General features: G+C 69.6%; 14 protein-coding genes. 10 read left to right on the top strand and 4 right to left on the bottom strand.

What is annotated here, in order from left to right; genetic code table 11:
• The 4 genes from E6C72_RS05085 to trxA all read left to right on the top strand — a co-directional run bounded on the left by E6C72_RS05085 (position 1) and on the right by trxA (position 8,009).
• Positions 1-753, top strand: coding sequence for a nucleotidyltransferase family protein (locus E6C72_RS05085; RefSeq protein WP_109442933.1), 753 nt, complete (start codon positions 1-3; stop codon positions 751-753).
• 60 nt (positions 754-813) lie between these two features.
• On the top strand, positions 814-3,789 hold the full coding sequence (gene addB / locus E6C72_RS05080) for a double-strand break repair protein AddB (protein ID WP_109442932.1): 2,976 nt from the start codon (positions 814-816) through the stop codon (positions 3,787-3,789).
• Between the two features lie 223 nt (positions 3,790-4,012).
• Entirely contained in the window at positions 4,013-7,537 is a 3,525-nt protein-coding gene (gene addA / locus E6C72_RS05075) for a double-strand break repair helicase AddA (RefSeq protein WP_109442931.1), read from the top strand.
• 148 nt (positions 7,538-7,685) lie between these two features.
• Positions 7,686-8,009, top strand: a complete 324-nt coding sequence (trxA, locus tag E6C72_RS05070) for a thioredoxin TrxA (RefSeq protein WP_109442930.1) — start codon at positions 7,686-7,688, stop codon at positions 8,007-8,009.
• 96 nt (positions 8,010-8,105) lie between these two features.
• Here the strand turns inward: trxA and E6C72_RS05065 are convergent, their stop codons facing one another.
• Positions 8,106-8,987, bottom strand: a complete 882-nt coding sequence (locus E6C72_RS05065; RefSeq protein ID WP_109442929.1) for a hypothetical protein — start codon at positions 8,985-8,987, stop codon at positions 8,106-8,108.
• A 102-nt stretch (positions 8,988-9,089) separates the two neighbouring features.
• Here E6C72_RS05065 and E6C72_RS05060 point away from each other — a divergent pair, with 102 nt between their 5' ends.
• From E6C72_RS05060 to gyrB, 5 genes are all read left to right on the top strand, one after another.
• Complete coding sequence (locus tag E6C72_RS05060; protein ID WP_109442928.1) at positions 9,090-9,983, top strand: SDR family oxidoreductase; 894 nt, start codon at positions 9,090-9,092, stop codon at positions 9,981-9,983.
• 149 nt (positions 9,984-10,132) lie between these two features.
• Entirely contained in the window at positions 10,133-11,887 is a 1,755-nt protein-coding gene (locus E6C72_RS05055) for a hypothetical protein (protein ID WP_109442927.1), read from the top strand.
• Between the two features lie 159 nt (positions 11,888-12,046).
• Positions 12,047-13,177 carry a DNA polymerase III subunit beta gene (gene dnaN, locus E6C72_RS05050; RefSeq protein WP_109442926.1) on the top strand — a complete coding sequence of 377 codons (1,131 nt, stop codon included), beginning with the start codon at positions 12,047-12,049 and terminating at the stop codon, positions 13,175-13,177.
• Positions 13,178-13,241: 64 nt separating this feature from the next.
• Entirely contained in the window at positions 13,242-14,426 is a 1,185-nt protein-coding gene (gene recF / locus E6C72_RS05045; RefSeq protein WP_109442925.1) for a DNA replication/repair protein RecF, read from the top strand.
• A 90-nt stretch (positions 14,427-14,516) separates the two neighbouring features.
• On the top strand, positions 14,517-17,000 hold the full coding sequence (gene gyrB, locus E6C72_RS05040; RefSeq protein WP_109442924.1) for a DNA topoisomerase (ATP-hydrolyzing) subunit B: 2,484 nt from the start codon (positions 14,517-14,519) through the stop codon (positions 16,998-17,000).
• Positions 17,001-17,093: 93 nt separating this feature from the next.
• Here the strand turns inward: gyrB and E6C72_RS05035 are convergent, their stop codons facing one another.
• The gene (locus E6C72_RS05035; protein WP_109442923.1) at positions 17,094-17,864 is read right to left on the bottom strand and encodes an SDR family oxidoreductase; all 771 of its coding nucleotides are present in this window, start codon (positions 17,862-17,864) and stop codon (positions 17,094-17,096) included.
• A 102-nt stretch (positions 17,865-17,966) separates the two neighbouring features.
• Here E6C72_RS05035 and E6C72_RS05030 point away from each other — a divergent pair, with 102 nt between their 5' ends.
• Positions 17,967-18,410, top strand: coding sequence for a helix-turn-helix domain-containing protein (locus E6C72_RS05030; protein ID WP_109442922.1), 444 nt, complete (start codon positions 17,967-17,969; stop codon positions 18,408-18,410).
• 41 nt (positions 18,411-18,451) lie between these two features.
• On the opposite strand, the gene ptsP is transcribed toward E6C72_RS05030, so the two are convergent.
• Together ptsP and E6C72_RS05020 are read right to left on the bottom strand one after the other, a co-directional pair.
• Positions 18,452-20,770 carry a phosphoenolpyruvate--protein phosphotransferase gene (ptsP, locus tag E6C72_RS05025; RefSeq protein WP_371298431.1) on the bottom strand — a complete coding sequence of 773 codons (2,319 nt, stop codon included), beginning with the start codon at positions 20,768-20,770 and terminating at the stop codon, positions 18,452-18,454.
• Between the two features lie 2 nt (positions 20,771-20,772).
• Positions 20,773-21,909, bottom strand: coding sequence for a nitronate monooxygenase family protein (locus E6C72_RS05020; RefSeq protein ID WP_109442921.1), 1,137 nt, complete (start codon positions 21,907-21,909; stop codon positions 20,773-20,775).
• Between the last annotated feature and the right edge of the window lie 18 nt (positions 21,910-21,927).

Here is a 21,927-nt window from a genome sequence, read left to right as displayed (position 1 = left end):
ATGACCGTGACCATTCCAGAAGCCGCGCCCCAAATTGCAATGGTTCTGGCCGCCGGCCAGGGCCTGCGCATGCGCCCGCTGACCAACCACAGGCCCAAGCCGCTGATCCCGGTGCTGGGCAAGCCGATGCTCGACCATGCGCTCGACCGGCTGGCCGAGTCCGGCGTCGGCCGCGCGGTGGTCAACAGCCACTATCTGGGCGCCATGATCGGCGAGCATCTGAAGGACCGGACGGCGCCCGCGATCACCCTATCGCCGGAGGACACGCTGCTGGAGACCGGCGGCGGGGTGAAGAAGGCCCTGCCCCATCTCGGCACCGCGCCGGTCTATACGGTGAACGCCGACATCTTCTGGCTCGACGGGCCGATCCCGGCGCTGCGCCGGCTGGCCGCGCACTGGAACCCGGCGGAGATGGATGCGCTGCTGCTGCTGATGGCGACGACCAGGTCGGTCGGCTATGACGGGCTCGGCGACTATCACATGGACCCGCTGGGCGGGCTGACCCGCCGGGGCGAGCGCGAGCTGGCGCCCTTCGTCTATGCCGGGGTGCAGATCGTCAAGCCGGAGCTGTTCGCCGCCGACACGCCCGACGGCGCCTTCTCCACCAACCTGATCTGGGACCGCGCCCAGGCGGCGGGCCGGCTGTTCGGCCTTGCCCATGACGGGCTGTGGTTCCACATCGGCACGCCGGCCGGACTGAAGGAGGCCGAGGATCTGCTGGCCATTGGCGGCGTGCGGGCAGTGGCGCATTGAGGGCGGCGTTCGCCTATACTCGCCGGCAAGCAGCCCGTCCCTGGATCTGATCGCAGGCCCATGCCCCCCACAGTGACCCACCCCAAAGTCTACAGCATCCCCACGGGCGCCCCCTTCGTCGACAGGCTGGCGGCGGGGATCATGGAACGGGTCGGCGGCGACCCGATGGCGCTGGCCGGGGTCACCGTGTTGCTGCCGACGCGGCGCGCCTGTCGGTCCTTGCAGGCGGCTTTCCTGCGCCGCTCCGGCGGGCAGCCGACCCTGCTGCCGCGGATGGCGCCGCTTGGCGAACTCGACGCCGGCGACATCAGCCTGACCGAGGAGGAACTGCCCGACGTCCCGCTCGACCTGCCGGAGGCGATCTCACCGCTGAACCGGCAGATGACCCTGGCCCGGCTGATCCTGGGAGCCGAGGGGCTGTCGGCGACCACGGCGCAGGCGGTGCGGCTGGGCGCCGACCTCGGCCGGCTGATCGACGCGGTGTGGACCGAGCGCGCCGGCTTCGAGAAGCTGGAGTCGCTGGTGCCGGAGGATTACGCCGAGCACTGGCAGGTCACACTGAAGTTCCTGCGCATCATCACGGAGGTCTGGCCCGCCATCCTCGAGTCGACCGGCGAGACCGACCCGGCCAAGCGCCGCAACCTGGCGCTGGAGACGCAGGCCGCCCTGTGGCAGGCCGCCCCGCCGCCGGGCATGGTGATCGCCGCCGGCTCCACCGGCTCCATCGCGGCGACGACGGAACTGCTCTCGGTCATCGCCCGGCTGCCGCAGGGGGCCGTGGTGCTGCCCGGGCTCGACACCGGGGCCGACGACACCATCTGGGACGCCATCGCCGGGGACGAATCCCACCCGCAGCACGGGCTGTCGCAGCTGATCCGCCTTCTGGGCGTCGAACGCGCCGAGGTGCAGCCCTGGACCGACGCGCCGGAGCCGCGCGGCGCCCGCGCCCGCCTGATCGCCGAGGCGATGCGCCCGGCGGCGACCACCGAGGGCTGGCGCGAGCTGTCGGGGGTGGAGGCTTCGGCGCTGGACGGGCTGACCCGCATCGACGCCGCCACCTCGGAGGAAGAAGCGCAGGTCATCGCCTTGCTGATGCGCCATGCGCTGGAAACGCCGACCAAGACCGCCGCCCTCATCACTCCCGACCGCAACCTGGGACGCCGGGTCGCCATGGCGCTGGCGCGCTGGGGCATTCTGGTCAACGACTCCGGCGGCCAGCCGCTCGCCCACACCGCGGTCGGCACCTATCTGCGGCTGACGGCGGAGCTGGCGGCGAGCCGGGTCCATCCGCTGGCGCTGCTGGCGCTCGCCAAGCATCCGATGGCGGCGGGTGGCCGCGACTCGGCGGATTTCCGCGCCGCCGCCCGCGCGCTGGAGCGCATCGTGCTGCGCGGGCCCCGCCCGGCGGAGGGCTTCGACGGCATGCTGGCGGCGCTGGAGCAGGCCGACCGTTTCGACCATGAGGAGCAGCAGGAATTCCTGCGCACCTGGCTGGTCGACATCGGACAGCGCGCCGCTCCCTTCCTTGAGGCGCTGAACAACGAGACGCCGCTGGCCGACCTCGTGCGCGCCCATGTCGCCTTCTGCGAATCGCTGGCCGCCGATGACGCGCTGACGGGAGCGGAACGGCTGTGGCGCCAGGACGACGGCGAGGAGGCGGCGCGCTTCGTCCACGATCTGCTTGACGCGGCCGACGGCTTCCCGGCGATCCCGGCCAAGGATTACCCGGCGCTGCTCGATGCGCTGATGAGCGCGCGGGCGGTGCGTCCCCGCTATGGTCTGCACCCGCGCCTGTTCATCCTGGGGCCGATGGAAGCGCGTCTCCAGCATCTCGACCTGACCATCCTGGGCGGGCTGAACGAGGGCACCTGGCCGCCGGCCGCCTCCGCCGATCCGTGGATGTCGCGGCCGATGCGGCGCGATTTCGGCCTGCCCAGCCCGGAACGGCTGGTCGGCATGTCGGCCCACGACTTCGCCCATGCCTGCGGCGCGCCGGAAGTGGTGCTGACCCGCGCCGCGCGGGTGGAGGGCACGCCAACCGTGCCGTCGCGCTGGCTCCTGCGGCTGGAAACCGTGCTGAGGGCGCTGGATCTGGACGGCGTCATCGAGGAGCGCGGGGCCTGCTGGCTCGGCTGGGCGCGCGGGCTGGACGAGCCGGACCGGGTGCAGCCGGTGGCGGCGCCGGAGCCGCGCCCGCCGCTGGCCGCCCGGCCGCGCAAGCTGTCGGTGACCGAGATCGAGACCTGGATGCGCGATCCCTACGCCATCTATGCCCGCCATGCCCTGCGGTTGCGCGCGCTCGACCCCATCGCCGCCGATCCGGGGGCGTCCGACCGCGGCCAGATCATCCACGACACGCTCGACGCCTTCGTCCGCGACCATCCCGGCCCGCTGCCGCATGACGCGCTCGACCGGCTGATCGCGCTGGGGCGGGAACGTTTCGGTCCGCTGCTGCGCAGTCATCCCGACGTCTGGGCCTTCTGGTGGCCGCGCTTCGAGCGGGTGGCCGGCTGGTTCGTCGATCTGGAACGCGAACGCCGCCCCCGCCTGCGCCCGCTGGCGACCGAGGTGCCGGGGCGGCTGGAGCTGTCCGGCCCCGGCGGCCCCTTCACCCTGACCGCCAAGGCCGACCGCATCGACCGCGGCCCCGACGGGCTGGTGGTGATCGACTACAAGACCGGCACCCCGCCGAGCGCGCGGGAGATCGAGCTGGGTTTCGCCCCGCAGCTGCCGCTGGAGGCCGCGATTGCCGCCGCCGGCGGGTTCAGCGGGGTGGACAAGGGCGAGGTGGCGGAGCTGACCTTCTGGCGCCTGTCCGGCGGCGACCCGGCCGGCGAGGAAAAGCCGGTGAAGGGGGACCCGGCCGTATTGGGTGAAGAGGCACGGGCCGGTCTGGAGGCGCTGATCGCGCAGTTCGACGACCCGGAGACGCCTTACCGCTCGCGTCCACGGCCGGCGATGGCGCCGCGCTACACCGACTATGCGCACCTCGCCCGCGTGCAGGAATGGTCGTCGGGCGGCGGAGAGGGGGAATGATGGGAAGCACTCGGCTTCGGGAAGTTCCCCCTCTCCCCCCCGCCGTAAGCTCGGCTTACGGCGCCGACAGGCGAAGCGCAGCTTCGCCGAAAGGCGGGGAGAGGGTCGGGGTGAGGGGGAGGTGCGGCGTGATCTTTGGGGAAATCCTGCGGTGCATCCCCCTCACCCTAACCCTCTCCCCGGGGGGGAGAGGGGATAAGCCCCGGCGTCGGAATCTCCCCGCATGACCATGACCGATCTGTCCACCCGCAGCCTGCCGCTCGATCCCAACGTGGCGCAGCGGCGGGCGTCCGATCCGACGGCGTCGGTGTGGGTCGGCGCCTCCGCCGGCTCCGGCAAGACCAAGGTGCTGACCGACCGGGTGCTGCGGCTGATGCTGTCGGGCACGCCGCCGGCGCGCATCCTCTGCCTGACCTTCACCAAGGCCGCCGCGGCGGAGATGGCGATCCGCATCAACCGGACGCTCGGCCTGTGGGCCACCCTGCCCGACGATGCGCTGGAGGACCGGCTGGCCGACCTCTGCGGCGAGCGGCCGTCGATGGAGGCGCGGCTGAACGCGCGCCGCCTGTTCGCCCAGGTGGTGGACTGCCCCGGCGGTATGAAGATCCAGACCATCCACGCCTTCTGCCAGTCGCTGCTGCGCCGCTTCCCGCTGGAAGCCGAGCTGGCGCCGCATTTCGACGTGATGGACGACCGCACCGCCGACGGGCTGCTGACCGAGGCGCGCGACGCCGTGCTGCATGCCGGCCGGACCGAGCCGGACAGCCCGCTCGGCCGCGCCATGGGCCGCTTGACCGGCGAACTGAATGCCGAGGATTTCGCCGGGCTGCTGGCGGAACTGGCCGGCCAGCGCGGGCAGGTGGAGAAGCTGTTCGAGCGATTCCACGGGCTGGACGGGCTGATCGACGCCATCCACGACACGCTGAAGGTGCCGCCGGGCGTGACCGAGGAAACGATCCTCGCCCACGCCTGCCACGACGACCAGTGCGAGCCGCCGGCCCTGCGCGAGGCCTGCCGGGCGCTGTCGGGCGGCAGTGCCAGCGACCAGGAACGCGGCATCGCCATCCAGCAGTGGCTGGACGCCGCCGACCGCCGGGTTCGCGCCTTCGAGGCCTACAAGCGGCTGTTCCTGACCGCCGAGGGCAGCCCGCGCAAGACGCTGATGACCAAGAAGCCGGCCACCGCCTATCCGCAGGCGCTCTTGTCCCTGCAGAAGGAGGCGGAGCGGCTGGTCGAGATCTCGGGGCGGGTGAAGGCCGCCGGGGTCGCCGCCTCGACCACCGCGCTGCTGACGCTGGCGCAGGCGATGCTGGACGCCTACCGCGAGCGCAAGGCGGCGCGCGCCCTGCTGGATTACGACGATCTGATCCTGGCGGCCAACCGGCTGCTGAGCGGCGGCGACGGCAAAGCGCCGCGCGTGCCGTGGGTGCTCTACAAGCTGGACGGCGGCCTCGACCATATCCTGATCGACGAGGCGCAGGACACCAACCCCGACCAGTGGGCCATCGTCGCCTCGCTGGCAGGTGAGTTCTTCGTCGAGCTGGAAGCGGCGGCGCCCGACGGCAAGATCCGCACCGTCTTCGCGGTGGGCGACGAGAAGCAGTCGATCTTCAGCTTCCAGCGCGCCGATCCGGCCGAATTCGCCCGCATGCGCCGCCATTTCCAGGAAAAGGCGGAGTCGGCGCAACGGACATGGGCGGGGGTCGACCTCGACATCTCCTTCCGCTCGACCTCGGCGGTGCTGGAGACGGTGGACGCCGTCTTCGCGCTCGACCATGCCCGCGACGGCGTGGCGTCGGACGCCAGCCCGGTCATCCGCCACCGTGCCTTCCGCCGCGGGCAGGCCGGTCTGGTCGAGCTGTGGCCGCCGGTGAAGCCGGCCGAGGCGGTCGAGACGCCGGCCTGGGCGCCGCCGGTGGCGCGCGAGTCCGCCGATTCGCCGTCGGCCCGACTCGCCTCGGTGATCGCCGCGACGGTGCATCGCTGGATCGACAGCGGCGAGACGCTGGAGGCCAAGGGCCGGCCGGTGCGGCCGGGCGACGTGATGGTGCTGGTCCGCCGCCGCACCGCCTTCGTCACCGAGCTGGTCCGCGCGCTGAAGGACCGCGGCGTGCCGGTGGCCGGCGTCGACCGCATGGTGCTGACCGAACAGCTCGCCGTCATGGATCTGGTGGCGCTGTCCGACTTCCTGCTGCTGCCCGACGACGATCTGACGCTGGCCACCGTGCTGAAGGGGCCGCTGGTGGGCTTGAGCGAGGAGGCGCTGTTCCGCGTCGCCCATGGCCGGCGCGGCACGCTGTGGCGTTCGCTGGTGGCGCTGGCGGAGACCGAACCGGAGTTCCGCCCGGCCCGGCGCTATCTCGGCGACCTGCTGGCGCGCACCGACTTCTCCGCCCCCTACGAGCTGTTCGCCGGGCTGCTGAACCGGCCCTGCCCCGCCGACGATAGGTCGGGGCGCCGCGCGATCCTGAAGCGGCTTGGCCCCGACGCGCAGGATCCGCTGGAGGAGTTCCTGGCCGTCTGCCTCGCCTTCGAGAAGACCGAGCCGCCGTCCTTGCAGAACTTCCTCGCCTGGCTGGCGGCCAGCGACGCCGAGATCAAGCGCGAGCTGGAACAGGGCGGCGGCACCGTGCGGATCATGACGGTCCACGGCTCCAAGGGGTTGCAGGCGCCCATCGTCTTCCTGCCCGACACGCTGGGCAGCCCGACCCAGAGCCCGCCGATCCTGTGGCCGGACGACGACTGCCCGGTGCCGCTGTTCGCCGCCCGCCGGTCCCAGGAGGACGGGCTGTGCGCCGAAGCGCGGGCACGGGCCAACCGGCGGCGCGACCAGGAATACCGCCGGCTGCTCTATGTCGCGCTGACGCGGGCGGAGGACCGGCTCTACATCTGCGGCCACCAGGGCAAGCGCGAGCCGTCCGACGAGTGCTGGTACCGGCTGGTCGAGGAGGCGATGCGCGACAACGGCGTGCCGCACCCCTTCGACTTCACCGGCCTCTGCCCCGACGGCTGGGCGGGAGAGGGCTGGCGGCTGGTCGGCGCCCAGACCGCCGTGGTGCCCCGCCATGTCGAGGAGGAGGAGAGCACCGCCACCGAGCCGCCGCCGCCCTGGATCGCCGAGCCGCCGCCGGGCGAGCCGGAGCCGTCGCGCCCGCTCACGCCATCCCGGCCGGACGGCGAGGAACCGGCGGTGCGCTCGCCACTGGGCACCGATGACGGCCAGCGCTTCCGCCGCGGCTTGCTGGTCCACCGGTTGTTGCAGACGCTGCCCAACCTTGCCGAGGCGGCGCGGGAAGCCGCCTGCCGCCGCTTCCTCGCCCGCCCGGCGCACAAGCTGACGCCGGAACAGCAGGACGCCATCGCGCGGGAGACGCTGGCGGTGCTGAGCCATGCGGAGTTCGCGCATCTGTTCGGCCCGGACTCGCGGGCGGAGGTGCCGCTGGTCGGCGTGGTGGCACTGGGCGACGGCAGCCGGGCATTGGCCGGCCGCATCGACCGGCTGGCGCTGGCCGGCGATACGGTGTGGATCGTCGACTACAAGACCAACAGGCCGCCGCCGCGGGATCTGGAAGACGTGCCAATGGTTTACCGGCGCCAGATGGTGGCCTACCGCGAGGCGTTGCGCGCGGTCTATCCGGGGCGGCGGGTGCGCTGCGTGCTGCTGTGGACCGACGGCCCCTACACCATGGAGCTGCCGCCGTCGGTGCTGGACGCGGCGGCTGCCGGACTGGCACCAAGGGTTGGATGAGCAGCGGCCGGCGGATCACCCGAAAGATGGGGTGACTTGACCGGCCGGGCGCCTCCGCCCTACATTTTGCTCAATTCCACTGACGGGGCGATGGCCGCCGGCCTTTCACAACCGGTCCGCGGCGCTTCCGAATCCAGCACGAGGTCACATGAGCACCACCATCAAGGTTACCGACGACAGCTTCGAGCAGGACGTCCTGAAGGCCGACGGCCCGGTCCTGGTCGATTTCTGGGCGGAATGGTGCGGCCCCTGCAAGATGATCGCCCCGGCGCTCGACGAGCTGGCCGGCGAGTATGACGGCAAGGTCACCGTTGCCAAGCTGAACATCGACGAGAACCCCGGCACCCCGAACAAGTACGGCGTGCGCGGCATCCCGACGCTAATGCTGTTCAAGGGCGGCAGCGTCGCCGCCACCAAGATCGGCGCCCTGCCCAAGGGCGCGCTGTTCCAGTGGGTCGAATCGGCGCTGTAAGCGGTCCGACAGGTCCAGGTAAGGAAAAGCCCCGCCCGTGGTCACCATGGCGGGGCTTTTTCGTTGGGGATGATGATTTGAGACGACGTCAGCCCCTCACTGCACCTTCTTCTCCGCCTTATCCTTACCTGTCGCCCCTGCCACTTCCGCCGTGCGGGCGAGGTTGTCGGCGGCGGCGCGGCCCCATTCGCTGTCGGGGGCGACGCGGCGGGCCAGCGACCAGTCATCACGCGCAGCCACCAGATTGCCGCCCAGCGCCTTGACGTTGCCGCGCAGCAGGATCGCCTCCGGATCGCCGGGCTTGAGTTCCAGCGCGGAGTCGATGTCGGCCAACGCCTGCCGGTAGTTGGACAGCGCCTTGTGGGCGCTCGCCCGGTAAAGATAGGCGTCGGCCCGCTTTGGATCGCGCGTCAGTGCCGCGTCCAGATCGGCGATGGCGTCCCAGAAGCGCTCCCCCTCCGCCCGGGCGAAGGCGCGGTCGATCAGCAGGTCGACGTCGCCCGGCGTCTTGTCGAGTGCCGCGCTGTAGAGCCGCTCCGCCCGCGCCTGGTCGCCGGCGCGCAGCCACGCCCAGCCGGCGCGGCCGAGCAGCGAGGCGGAGGCCCTGGGATCGTCCTTGCCCAGTGTCGGCACCAGCGCCTCCAGCTGGGTACCGGCGGCCTTGAAGTCGCCGGCATGGAACAGCGCCAGCGCCTCGCAGAGCTTCGCGGAGTCGCCGCCGCCCTGCTCCTGCCAGCGTTTGGCGTCGGCGCGGGCGCCGTCGGGATTGGCCTCCGCCTTGGCGGCGCAGGCCTGAAGCTCGCGATTGCGGTCGAGAGCTGACGAGGCGCCGGCGGCAGGAGCGGTGGTAGCCGGAGCAGTGGCAGCCGGAGCAGTGGCCTGGGCCGCCGACAGGGGGGCCGGAAGGACTGCGAAAAGCCCCATCGCCAGCGCGGCGGAAAGGGAAGCGGCGGAAAGGTAGGGATTGCGTCGGGTCATGGTGCCTTTACACTCCGCCATCGCCGGGCGGGGCGCAAGCCCGCAGGCCCGTTCCCGCTGTTGCACAGTTCGCCGCCCCCGCCCCAACCGGAACCGCCCGTGATGACCGATCCCCGCCTGTTCGTCTTCGGCCTCGGCTACAGCGCCCGCGTCTTCGCCGACAGGCTGCGCGCCGAGGGATGGCGCGTCGCCGCCACCTGCCGCAGCGAGGAGAAGAAGGCGGAGCTGGAGGCCCAGGGCATCGAAGCCTTCCTGTTCGACCGCGGCCGGCCGCTGGCCGACGCTGCCGCGGCGCTGGCCGGCACCACCCATCTGCTGGTCAGCATCCCGCCCGACGGCAAGGGCGACCCGGTGCTGGACCAGCATGCCCGCGATCTGGCCGACCTGCGCACGCTGGACTGGGCCGGCTATCTGTCGACGACCGGCGTCTATGGTGACACCGGCGGCGAGTGGGTCAGCGAGGCGTCCTGGCTGAAGCCGACCGGCGAGCGGCAGAAGCGTAGGGTGGAGGCGGAACGCGGCTGGCTGAACCTGTACCGCCAGTATGGCGTGCCGATGCATCTGTTCCGGCTCGCCGGAATCTATGGGCCCGGCCGCAGCGCCATCGATTCCGTGCGCGACGGCATCGCCAAGCGGGTCGACAAGCCGGGTCAGGTCTTCTGCCGCATTCATGTCGACGACATCGCCAACACGCTGCGCGCGTCGATGGCGCGGCCGACGCTGGGCGCCATCTACAACGTCGCCGACGATCTGCCCAGCCCGTCGCACGAGGTGGTGGAGTATGCCTGCCGCTTGCTGGGGGTGGAGCCGCCGCCGCTGGTGCCGTTCGATCAGGCGGAAATGTCGCCGATGGCCGCCAGCTTCTATGCCGATTGCCGACGGGTGAAGAACGACCGCATCAAGCGCCAGCTCGGCGTTTCCCTGACCTACCCGGACTATCGCGCCGGGCTGGAGGCCCAACTGGCTGCGGGGCTCCAGCCAAGATCAGGGCAATAGGTAAAGCTAAGGTAACAAAGCAATTCCATGACATATTCCGATAATCACAATAAAAGCCGAAGACTCGCGTGGAATTAGCAAAAGATATTTAATAATCTCCCGGGATCATAAGCGTCCAGGCGACGACCATCCCGTGAGGTGTTGTGCGCATGAACAGCACGCCGACGGCCACCCTCTCCGCTCCAGCCGCAAGCCCATCGCCGGGCGGCGACGGTGTGGATGCCGCCGCCTTCCGCCGCCAGATGGACGAGGTCGTCGCACGCATTCCCATGCACGCCATCCGGTCGGTGCTGGACGCGGTCGAAGGGACCCCCAGTCCGAACGGCGAGCGGGCGCGGCATCTGCGCGATGCGCTGGTCGATCATTTCAACCGCTTGAGGCCGATGAAGGCGCGACGGCTCTTCACCAGCCTGTTCGAGCCCTTCCTGGTCGACGACCCCATCCTCTACCGTTCGGCCGAGTCGGTGCCGGCGCTGGTCCAGCGGGTGGACATGGGTGGCATCTGGGCGGCGCTGACCCGCTACGCCTTCCCGGGACTGGCGGCGGAGGTGCAGAGCCGCCTGGACGAGTTGTCGCGCGAAGCGATGCTGGACGCCGTTCTGGCCAGCCCTGACGCGATGGTGATGCGGGAGCTGATGCGCAAGGAGGCGCTGGACTTCCTCTACGCCATGGCCGCCGACCGGAAGCTGACCGACCGGTTCCTGGCGCTGGCCAATGACGAGGCACTGCACGACGCGAGGCTGCGCACCCAGTATCTCGGCCGCAAGGCGCCGATCGACGGCGATCTGCTGGGCTTCGTCCGCGCCCTGCTGGAGCACAACGAGGTGCTGGTGCCGCTGACCGAGCGCATGCGCCGCGACATCGATGAAATGCGGATAGGGGAGATGCAGGGCGCCGGTGACCCGCGCTCGGCGGAAGTGGATTGCCAGTCGGCGCTGATGGTCGGCTTCGTCCGCCGGGTGCGCGATCTCGGTCTGCCTTTCCGCGACCAGTCGCAGCTGCTGGCCTGGTTCGCCCCGCTCTACGGGCTGAACGTCAAGCGCCGCTACGACGTGTTCCTGCGTCATGTCCGCGAGCATGTCGGTTCGGGCGGACCGGCGGTGCGCGAGTCGCACCCGCTGCTACGCGCCCTGCTGTGCCATTTCCAGGCAGCCTGCACCGCCATCCGCGAGGTGGTGGACGGCATGTTCGGCGACATGGACATCTCAAATGGGGAGATTGGGGACGGTGGCGTGCTGTCCGCCCCTGTCCCCACCCGCGCCCTGCTGCACGAGGCGGTGGAGCGCTTCGACCGGGCGCTGACCGCGCTGGCCGGCACCGGCTTCCTGGCCAGCCGCTCCACCGGCCCGGCCTTGCGGGCGGAGCTGGCGGCGGTCAGCCGCGAGTTGACCGGCACGGTGATGCCGGCGCTGGCCGCCCGGCTGCAGGCGGCGATGAACGCCCGTCACGCTCCGGTTCCCGACCATGAGGACATCGTCTGGCTGCTGGAGCTGGTGTGGCGCTGGGGCCGCTATCTTGGCAACGCCGGCTACGCCAACCCGGAGCTGAAGTCGCTGCGCCTCTATGCGGTGGAGACCGGGCGCCTCGCCTTCATCCAGGCGATGAAGGCCGAACCGCAGGAAAGGCCGGCCCACCGCATGGCGCACATGCTGCGCATCCGCCGGCTGATGGCGGCGATGGACGAGACGGTGGACGGCTGGATCAGTCCGGTCAGCCAGGGTCTGCACCGGGTCGTTCACAGCTATCTGGACGGGGACGGGGAGATCACGGCCGACGAATGGACGGTGATCGATGCCTTCGTCGCAAGCGTCCGCCGCGAGCTGAGCCGGTCGCGCAACTGGCAGAGCGCCGACTTCGTCGACATTCTGCGGCTGCATGAGGGACGGCGGCGGGCGGAGGCGTGAATCCCCCTTCTGCCGAAGGCCTTGGCCGCAACAATTTGGTTCGACGCACCCGTCGATGTGGTATGATGCGCGCCCGCTCGGGGCGGGACGGCCGGACAACGGCCTGCAACCCCGGTGGTTCCGCTTTCCAGTCACTCCTCCCGCCGAGACGACGCCAGCATGAACATCACCATCGAACGCGCCGCCCTTCTCCGTTCCCTGGGTCACGTGCAGAGTGTGGTCGAGCGGCGGAACACCATTCCGATCCTGTCGAATGTCCTGCTGCGCGCGGGCGACGGCGAACTGTCGCTGGCCGCCACCGACATGGATTTGGAGATCGTCGAGACCGTCCCCGCGACGGTCGGCCGCCCCGGCGGGACCACCGCCCCGGCCCACACCCTGTTCGACATCGTCCGCAAGCTGCCCGACGGCAGCCAGGTGGAGCTGGACATCGGCGGCGACGGCACCATCCTGACGCTGCGCGCCGGCCGCTCGCAGTTCAAGCTGTCCTGCCTGCCGGTGGAGGACTTCCCACAGCTGTCCAGCGGCGAGCTGAAGCACAATTTCTCGGTCGCCGCCGCCGACCTGCGCGGTCTGATCGACCGCACCCGCTTCGCCATCTCCACCGAGGAGACGCGCTATTACCTGAACGGCATCTACCTGCACGCCGCCAAGAGCAAGATGGGCAGCCTGGAAACGCCGGTGCTGCGCGCCGTCGCCACCGACGGCCACCGGCTGGCGCGGGTCGAGATGCCGCTGCCGGACGGGGCCGAGGGTATCCCCGGCGTCATCATTCCACGAAAGACCGTCACCGAAATCCGCAAGCTGGTCGATGAGGCCGCCGACCGCATCGAGCTGTCGCTGTCCGACAACAAGATCCGCTTCGGCTTCGACAGCGTCGTCGTCACCTCCAAGCTGATCGACGGCACCTTCCCGGACTATGAGCGGGTGATCCCGGTCGGCAACGACAAGGTGATGGAAGTCGACGCCAAGCTGTTCGCCGCTGCCGTCGACCGCGTCGCCACCATCTCCACCGAGAAGAGCCGGGCGGTGAAGCTGTCGCTGGTCCGCGGTGCCCTGACCCTGTCGGCCACCAGCCCGGAATCGGGCAGCGCCACCGAGGAGTTGGAGGTCAATTACCAGGAATCCCCCCTGGAAATCGGCTTCAACTCTCGCTATCTGCTGGACATCACGCAGCAGATCGAGGGCGAGGGCGCCCAGTTCACGCTGGCCGACGCCGCGTCGCCGACCATCATCCGCGACGTCGCCGACTCCACCGCGCTCTATGTCCTGATGCCGATGCGCGTGTGATGGGGCTGCGGGGATCCTCCCCGCCCCAGGCGGAACGGACCAGTTGCAGCACACGGCAGTTTCGATGAGCGGCGGCAGCCCGGTGCCCGCCGCAACTCAGGCTTTGGCTCCGGCCCTTGCGGTCAGGCGGATGACGCTGACGCGTTTCCGCGGCTACGACTCCGCTCGGCTGGAGCCCGACCGCCGTCCCGTCGCGCTGATCGGCCCGAACGGCGCCGGCAAGACCAATCTGCTGGAGGCCGTCAGCTTCCTCGCCCCCGGCCGCGGCATCCGCGGCGCCCGGCTGGCCGAGGTGGAACGGCTGGGCTCGCCCCCCGGCGCGGGCTGGGCGGTGGCGGCGACGCTCGACACCCCGCTGGGTCCGGTGGAGATCGGCACCGGCCGCGAACCGCATGACGGCAACCGCGCCTCGGACCGCGACCGCCGGCTGGTCCGCATCGACGGCCACCCGGCCAAGGGCCAGACGGCGCTGGCCGACCATGTCGCCATGGTCTGGCTGACCCCGCAGATGGACCGCCTGTTTCTCGAAGGGTCGAGCGGACGGCGGCGCTTCCTCGACCGGCTGGTCTTCGGCTTCGACCCCGCCCATGCCGGCCGGCTGTCGCGCTATGAGCATGCGTTGCGTGAACGCGCCCGGCTGCTGCGCGACGGCCGTTTCGACGAGGGCTGGCTCGGCGCGCTGGAGGACCAGATGGCGACCACCGGCATCGCCGTCGCCGCCGCAAGGCGCGAGGTGGTGCAGCGGTTGCGCGCCGCCTGCGCCCGCTCGGTCGGTCCCTTCCCCGGCGCCGACCTCGCCGTCGCCGGCACAGTGGAGCAATGGCTTGACGAGGGCCCGGCCCTGGCGGCGGAGGATGCGCTGCGCGATAGTCTGCGCTCCGGTCGCCGTGCCGATGCCGACGGCGGCGGTGCGTTGGCGGGACCGCACAAGAGCGACCTCGCCGTCCGCCATGCGCCCAAGGACATGCCGGCCGGGCTCTGTTCCACCGGCGAGCAGAAGGCCCTGCTGATCGCCATCGTACTGGCCAACGCCCGGCTGCTGGCGGCTGAACGCGGCGCGGCGCCGATCCTGCTGCTCGACGAGGTTGCGGCCCATCTCGATCCCGACCGGCGTGCCGCGCTGTTCGGCGAAATCCTGGCATTGGGCGCCCAGGCCTGGATGACCGGCACCGACGAGGGGGTTTTCGACCCCCTTGGCGAGGATGCCCGCCGCTTCCACATCGAAGACGCCCACATCCGCCCCGGATAGGGGTGGAAATTCGGGCCAAGACCCAAAAAAAAGGCGTCTTCGCCCACGCTAAACCGCCGAATCCGCAACCGAATCTGTTATAGTCGACGCATGGCACAGGAAGCACTGAAGAACGACCTCCCGCAGTCGGAGCCCCAGCAGGCGGACTACGGGGCGGAGTCGATCACCGTTCTGCGCGGGCTCGATGCCGTGCGCAAACGCCCCGGCATGTACATCGGCGACACCGATGACGGCTCCGGCCTGCACCACATGGTGTACGAGGTGGTCGACAACGCCATCGACGAGGCGCTGGCCGGCTATTGCGACAAGGTCGAGGTCGTGCTGAACGCCGACGGATCGGTCACGGTGCGCGACAATGGCCGCGGCATCCCGACCGACATCCATCCGGAGGAAGGCGTCTCGGCGGCCGAGGTCGTGATGACCCAACTGCATGCCGGCGGCAAGTTCAACCAGAACAGCTACAAGGTCTCCGGCGGCCTGCACGGCGTCGGCGTGTCGGTGGTGAACGCGCTGTCCGAGACGCTCGATCTGCGCATCTGGCGCGGCGGCCGGACCTGGAGCATGCGCTTCCGCCACGGCAACGCCGAGGCGCCGCTGGCCGATGTCGGCGAGGCGCCGATGGTACCGGAGAAGGGCAAGCAGCTGTCGGGCACCGAAGTCACCTTCATGCCCTCGGCCGAGACCTTCACCAACATCGAGTTCGATTTCGCCACGCTGGAACACCGGCTGCGCGAGCTGGCCTTCCTCAACTCCGGCGTCCGCCTGCTGCTGACCGACGCGCGCGGGGTGGAGCCGAAGGTGCAGGACCTGCATTACGAAGGCGGCCTGGAGGCCTTCGTCAGCTGGCTCGACCGGTCCAAGACGGCGCTGCACAAGCCGGCGATCACGCTGAAGAGCGAGCGCCCGACCGAGCATGGCGGCGTGGTGACGGTGGAATGCGCGCTGCAGTGGAACGACAGCTACCACGAGACGACGCTCTGCTTCACCAACAACATTCCGCAGAAGGACGGTGGCACCCACCTCGCCGGCTTCCGCGCGGCGCTGACCCGCGCCATCAACAACTACGCGGCCGAATCCGGCATCGCCAAGAAGGAGAAGGTCAACCTGTCGGGCGACGACGCCCGTGAAGGCCTGACCTGCGTCCTGTCGGTGAAGGTTCCCGATCCGAAATTCTCCAGCCAGACCAAGGACAAGCTGGTATCAAGCGAAGTCCGTCCCGTCGTCGAGGCGGTTGTGGGCGAGGCACTGGCCCAGTATTTCGAGGAGCATCCGGCCGACGCCAAGCGCGTCGTCCAGAAGGTGGTCGAGGCCGCCGCCGCCCGCGAGGCCGCCCGCAAGGCGCGCGAGATGACGCGGAAAAGCTCGCTCAGCATGTCGTCGCTGCCGGGCAAGCTGGCGGACTGCCAGGAGCGTGATCCGGCGCTGTCGGAACTTTTCATCGTCGAGGGCGATTCGGCCGGCGGTTCGGCCAAGCAGGGCCGCTCGCGCCAGTCCCAGGCCATCCTGCCGCTGCGCGGCAAGATCCTGAACGTGGAGCGGGCGCGGCTGGACAAGATGCTGTCGTCGGCGGAGATCGGCACGCTGATCGCGGCGCTGGGCACCGGCATCAGCGACGAGTTCAACGCCGACAAGGCGCGCTACCACAAGATCATCATCATGACCGACGCGGACGTGGACGGCAGCCACATCCGCACCCTGCTGCTGACCTTCTTCTTCCGGCAGATGCCCGACCTGATCGAGCGCGGCTATCTCTACATCGCCCAGCCGCCGCTCTACCGCATCAAGCGCGGCAACGCCAAGGAACGCTACCTGAAGGACGACCGGGCGCTGGAAGAGTATCTGGTCGAGGCGGCGCTGGGCGACCTGTCGGTCCGGCTGGCGGATGGCACGCTGCTGATCGGCGATCAACTGGCCGGTCTGGTCGAACAGGCCCGCACCGCGCGGCCGGCGATCGACACGCTGTCGCGCAAGGTCGGCAACGCCATGGTGGTGGAGCAGGCGGCGGTCGCCGGCACTCTGTCCGCCGCCCTGGCCGACGACAAGGCGGCGGCCGAGGCCGCGGCGCAGGCGGTGGCCGAGCGGATGAACGCGCTGGACGCCGACGGCGGCTGGCGCGGCGAGGCCCTGCCCCAGGGTGGTTATGCCGTGATCCGCGCCCGGCGCGGCGTCACCCACCGCCACCTGTTCGACACCGACCTGCTGAAGAGCGTCGAGGCCCGCCGTCTCGACGCGCTGGCCGCCGACCTGAAGCGGGTGTTCGGCACAGCCGGCAAGGCCTTCGAGAAGCAGAAGGAAAGCCGTGCCCTGACCGGCCCCGTCGCCCTGTTCGACACGGTGATGGAGCTGGGCCGCCGCGGCGTCACCATCCAGCGCTACAAGGGTCTGGGCGAGATGAACCCGGACCAGCTGTGGGAAACCACGCTGGACCCGTCCAAGCGCTCGCTGTTGCAGGTCCGCGTCAGCCACGCCGATCAGGCGGAGGAGGTCTTCTCCACCCTGATGGGCGACGTCGTCGAACCGCGCCGCGAGTTCATCCAGGACAACGCGCTGAAGGTGTCGAACCTGGACGTGTGATGTCTGTGGTGTGGTCATTTGAGCGAAATAAGAAAGCGGAGCCTTCGCGGCTCCGCTTTTTTACATCCGGACGACGCCACCCGCTTCGCATCCTTACTGTTGCGCCTCTCGCGCTTTGCGGGCCATGTCGTTGAGCGTCGTCACCGCCTCGTCAAAGCGATGCTCCGCCTCGGCCTGACGCTGGAAGGCGACGCGCTGCACCAGGATCTCGCGCGGGGTCGGCTGCTGCTGGAACAGCGCCATCACTTCGTCGATGAAGTCGGCCAGCGGCAGGTAGCCCGGACGGGTGGCCTGCCCTGGGGTGAGATCGGTCTGGACAGCCGGCGGCACCAGTTCGATGACCTCGATTTTGCCCTTCAGCGCTTCGCGCAGGGCGACCGTGTAGCTGTGCATGGCCGCCTTGGTCGCCGAGTAGGTCGGGGCGGCAACCAGCGGCACGAAGGCAAGGCCGGAGGTGACGTTGACCAGGGCCGCATCGGGCTGGCGGCCCAGATGCTCGATCAAGGCATCGGTCAGCCGGATGGGGCCGAGCAGGTTGGTCGCGACCGTCGCCTCCGCATCGCCAAGATCGCGCTGCCGATCCAGCGCCTCGTAGCGCATGATCCCGGCATTGTTGATCAGCACGTTGAGTGCCGGATGCTCCGCCGTCACCCGCCGCGCGAAGTCGGCGACACCCGCGGCGCTGTCGGCATCGAAGGTCATCGCGTGCATGTTCGGCCGACCGGAAACTGCCTCTTGCAGCACATCTTTTCGACGGCCGGCGACAATCACGGTATTGCCGAGATCATGAAAACGATAGGCCAGAGCTTTGCCGATCCCTGAGCCGCCACCGGTGATCAGGATGGTATTACCTTGGATTTTCATGAGCGTGACTTTCGCTGTTGTCCGCTTTGAAGGTATCGCTCACACTCTCCATGTAAAAGTAGGCACCAAAAAGATTTATACGCACCAAAAGGAGAGTGTAGGATGCGCAAGGCTTTGCCTGACCCGCAGATCGAGGCACGGCGCAGGCAGCCGGCTCCCGAGACGGTCGATCCGGCCATAGAAGCCCTGGTTCACGACATCATCGGCAAGGTGGCCGATAAATGGACCATGCTGATCCTCGAGGCCCTGCATGAGCATGGCACCTTGCGCTTCACGCAACTCGGCAAGGTCGTCGGTCGGATCAGCCAGAAGATGCTGACCCAAACCGTGCGCCAGATGGAGAAGGACGGCCTGGTACGGCGCACGGTTCATCCGGTCATCCCACCCCATGTGGATTACACGCTCACGCCGCTCGGCGAGAGTTTGGGAGCGGCATTCTGCGGCGTATGGATCTGGGCGGAGACGCACCATGCCGAGATCGAGCAGGCACGCGCCTCCTTCGCCGAGCGTGAAGCGGCGATATCCCGTGTCACGGTGAGCGATTGATTTCCCGACTGCGGTTAGCGCAGCTCAGATCAGCACGCCCCTCAGATCAAAACGCCATGGTCCTTGGCGAAGGTCTTCAGCTTGTCACGCAGGCTGTGGTCGGCCCCGGTGTAGAGCCCGCTCATGTATTGCCGCAGGGCGGCGACATCGAGCGAACGCAGCATGGTCTTCACCGGCCCGACCGAGGGCGGCGACATCGACAGGGTGCGGAAGCCGACGCCGATCAGCGCCATGGCATCCAGCGGCCGGCCGGCCATCTCGCCGCAGATGCTGAGCGAGACCCTGTGACGGGTGCATTCGTCGACCAGACGGCGCAGCACGCACAGCATCGACGGCGACAGCGGGTCGTAGCGGGTCGAGGTGCGCGGGTTGCCGCGGTCGGCGGCGAACAGATACTGGGTCAGGTCGTTGGATCCGACCGACAGGAAATCCAGCTTGGGCAGCAGGGCCGGGAGTTGCCACAACAGGGACGGCACCTCCAGCATGGTGCCGACACGCAGGCTGCTGGGCGGCTCGATCCCCTGGGCGGCCAAGCGCTTCAGCTCCAGTTCCAGCAGGCGGCGGGCGCCGTCGAACTCGGCGACTTCGGCGATCATCGGGAACATCACCGACAGCGGCCGACCGGCGGCGGCCAGCAGCAACGCCCGCAGCTGCTGGCGCAGCAGCGACGGGTGGTCCAAGCCGATGCGCACGGCGCGCCAGCCCAGCGCCGGATTCTCCTCCTCGCCACCGGTCATGTAGGGCAGCATCTTGTCGCCGCCGACATCCAACGTGCGGAAGACGACCGGCTTGTTGCCGACCTCGTCCATGATGCGGGAATAGAGCGTGGTCTGCGCCGTCACGTCGGGGTAGGAGGCGCGGACCATGAAGGGGATTTCGGTGCGGTAGAGCCCGACCCCCTCCGCCCCGCTGGCGGTCAGGTGCGGCAGGTCGATCAGCAGGCCGCAGTTCAGCTGGATGGAGATCGGCACCCCGTCGCGCGTCACCGAGGGCAGGTTGCGGATCTCCGCATACATCTGCTCCTTGCGGTGCTGCAACGCCACCGCCTCGCCGAAGGCCATCTGGATGTCTTCGGCCGGACGGATGAAGACCTGCCCATGGTCGCCGTCGACGATCAACTGGTCGAGCGGCTCGATCCGGTTCAACGCATCGGCCGCCTGCACCACCGGGATGTTGAGCGCGCGGGCGACGATGCAGACATGGCTGGCCGGCGACCCTTCCTCCAGCAGCAGGCCGCGCAGGCGGGTGCGGTCGTAATCCAGCAGTTCGGCCGGGCCCATGGAGCGGGCGACCAAGATCATGTCGTCCGGCAGGGTGGCGCCATCGGTGCCGCTGGTCTTGCCGGCCAGATGTTGCAGCAACCTGTTGGTCAGATCCTCGAAATCCATCAACCGTTCCCGGATGTAGGGATCGGTCAGATGGCTCATGCGGGCGCGGGTGTCGTTCTGCACCTGCTGCACCGCGGCCTCGGCGGTCAGGCCGACGCGGATCGCCTCGCGGATGCGCGACAGCCAGCCACGGTCCTCGGCGAACATCCGGTAGGTCTCCAGGATGTCACGCGGCTCGCTGAGGCCCGCCAGCGATGCCGCCTCCAGCAGATCATCAATGGCGCTGTGCATGGTCTGAAGCGCCGCGTTGAAGCGCTCCAGTTCGGCGTCGGCATCCTCCGCCACCATCTGGCGGACGGTCAGCTGCGGCCGGTGGATGACGGCGAGGCCCATGGCCAGCCCGGCGCTCATCGCCGTGCCCGACAGGCGGGCGGGTAGCAGCACGGGATCGCCGGTGGTGGTGACCTCCACCGGGTTGACCAGTTCACTCTGCGCCACCAGCTCGGCGACGACCATGGCGATGGTCTGGAGGGTTTCGACCTCCTCCTCGACATAGCGGCGGCGGTCCTTGTGCTGGATCACCAGCACACCGCGCACCTTGCTGCCGCGCAGGATCGGCACGCCGGCCAGCGACTGGAACGGGTCTTCCCCGGTTTCCGGGCGGTAGGCGAAGCTGGGATGGGACGGCGCGTTGTCCATCGCCACCGGGCGGGCGTGGCCGGCGATGTAGCCGACGATGCCCTCGCCCACCCTGAGCCGGGTGTTGTGGACGGCGGTCTTGTTCAGGCCCTCGGTGGAGAACAGTTCCAGCACCTCACCGGCGCGCATGACGTAGCAGGAGCAGACATCCGCCTTCATCTCGGCGGCGATCAGCGTGACGATCTTGTCCAGCCGGTCCTGCCCCGACCCCGACCCGGCCATGATGTCGCGCAGCCGGGCGAGCAGCCGGCGCGACGAGGTGCCGTCGAAACGGGGATGCACACCCCCACCCATACCGCCGTCACCGGCTGCCGTGTCGAGGGTGTCGGTCATCGCTACAGCGCTCCCACCGTCGGCTCCGCCATCAGGCTTAACGATGCCTCATCCATCGCCCGCCGTGCCAGCGCCGATTCGGCCTGGGCGATCAATTCGGCCAGGATTTCGGCCACAGGCTGCTCCCGGGTGACGAGCCCGACGCTCTGCCCGGCCATCAGCGAGCCGGTCTCCACGTCGCCCTCGATCACTGCGCGGCGCAGGGCGCCGGCCCAGAAATGTTCGATCTCAAGCATGCCTTCGTCACGGCTCATGGCGCCGGCGTCGACCTTGGCGATGACGTCGCGCTGGAATTCCATGAAGCGCTTGGACGCCTCGTTCGCCAGCGCCCGCACCGGAATGACGGGGAAGCGCGGGTCGATCTGCACCGACGGCTGGGCGTCGCGGGCGGACGCCCGGATGAAGGCCTGCTTGAAATTGGGATGGGCCACGCATTCGGTGGCACAGACGAAGCGGGTGCCGACCTGCACGCCGGCCGCCCCCAGCTCCAGATAGGACAGGATCGCCTCGCCCCGGCCGATACCGCCGGCGACGAAGACCGGCACCTCGCGCAGGTCGGGCAGGATCTCCTGGGCCAGAACGGTGGTGGAGACCGGGCCGATATGGCCGCCGGCCTCGGTTCCCTCGATCACCAGCGCGTCGGCGCCATGCTTCACCAGCCGCCGGCCGGCGGTCAGGGTCGGGGCGAAGGCCATCGCCTTGGCCCCGCCGTCCTTGATGCGGCGCAGGGTGGCGCCGGACGGCAGGCCGCCGGCGACGACCACATGACCGACGCCCTGCTCGCGGCAGACGTCGATCAGTTGGTCGAGTGCCGGATGCATATTGATGACGTTGACGCCGAACGGCTTGTCGGTCAGCGCCCTGGTGCCTGCGATCTCCACCGCCAGCTGGTCCGGGGCCATAGAGCCGCAGGCCAGAACGCCGAAACCGCCGGCGTTGGAAATGGCGGAGACCAGATGCCGTTCCGACACCCAGCTCATCGCACCGCCCATCACGGCGGTACGGGTACCGAGGAAATCCCGCCCCCGCTGCCAGAGCCGGTCGAGACGGGCGCGGTTCGGGCCGGCACCGTCAGGACGGGACTGCTCAAGACGGGCTTGGGCCAATGCTTCCGCCGCGTGCGATGTGGCGTCGGTCATGGCCGGCCCTCTCCTGCT

The organism is Azospirillum sp. TSH100 (assembly GCF_004923295.1).
GTDB lineage: Bacteria > Pseudomonadota > Alphaproteobacteria > Azospirillales > Azospirillaceae > Azospirillum.
This window is presented reverse-complemented; position numbering and strand designations above follow the sequence as displayed.

Coding starts and splice junctions, on each gene's coding strand:
- E6C72_RS05085 (WP_109442933.1), top strand. CDS start 1: ATGACCGTGACCATTCCAGAAGCCGCGCCCCAAATTGCAATGGTTCTG.
- addB (WP_109442932.1), top strand. CDS start 814: ATGCCCCCCACAGTGACCCACCCCAAAGTCTACAGCATCCCCACGGGC.
- addA (WP_109442931.1), top strand. CDS start 4,013: ATGACCATGACCGATCTGTCCACCCGCAGCCTGCCGCTCGATCCCAAC.
- trxA (WP_109442930.1), top strand. CDS start 7,686: ATGAGCACCACCATCAAGGTTACCGACGACAGCTTCGAGCAGGACGTC.
- E6C72_RS05065 (WP_109442929.1), bottom strand. CDS start 8,987: ATGACCCGACGCAATCCCTACCTTTCCGCCGCTTCCCTTTCCGCCGCG.
- E6C72_RS05060 (WP_109442928.1), top strand. CDS start 9,090: ATGACCGATCCCCGCCTGTTCGTCTTCGGCCTCGGCTACAGCGCCCGC.
- E6C72_RS05055 (WP_109442927.1), top strand. CDS start 10,133: ATGAACAGCACGCCGACGGCCACCCTCTCCGCTCCAGCCGCAAGCCCA.
- dnaN (WP_109442926.1), top strand. CDS start 12,047: ATGAACATCACCATCGAACGCGCCGCCCTTCTCCGTTCCCTGGGTCAC.
- recF (WP_109442925.1), top strand. CDS start 13,242: ATGAGCGGCGGCAGCCCGGTGCCCGCCGCAACTCAGGCTTTGGCTCCG.
- gyrB (WP_109442924.1), top strand. CDS start 14,517: ATGGCACAGGAAGCACTGAAGAACGACCTCCCGCAGTCGGAGCCCCAG.
- E6C72_RS05035 (WP_109442923.1), bottom strand. CDS start 17,864: ATGAAAATCCAAGGTAATACCATCCTGATCACCGGTGGCGGCTCAGGG.
- E6C72_RS05030 (WP_109442922.1), top strand. CDS start 17,967: ATGCGCAAGGCTTTGCCTGACCCGCAGATCGAGGCACGGCGCAGGCAG.
- ptsP (WP_371298431.1), bottom strand. CDS start 20,770: ATGACCGACACCCTCGACACGGCAGCCGGTGACGGCGGTATGGGTGGG.
- E6C72_RS05020 (WP_109442921.1), bottom strand. CDS start 21,909: ATGACCGACGCCACATCGCACGCGGCGGAAGCATTGGCCCAAGCCCGT.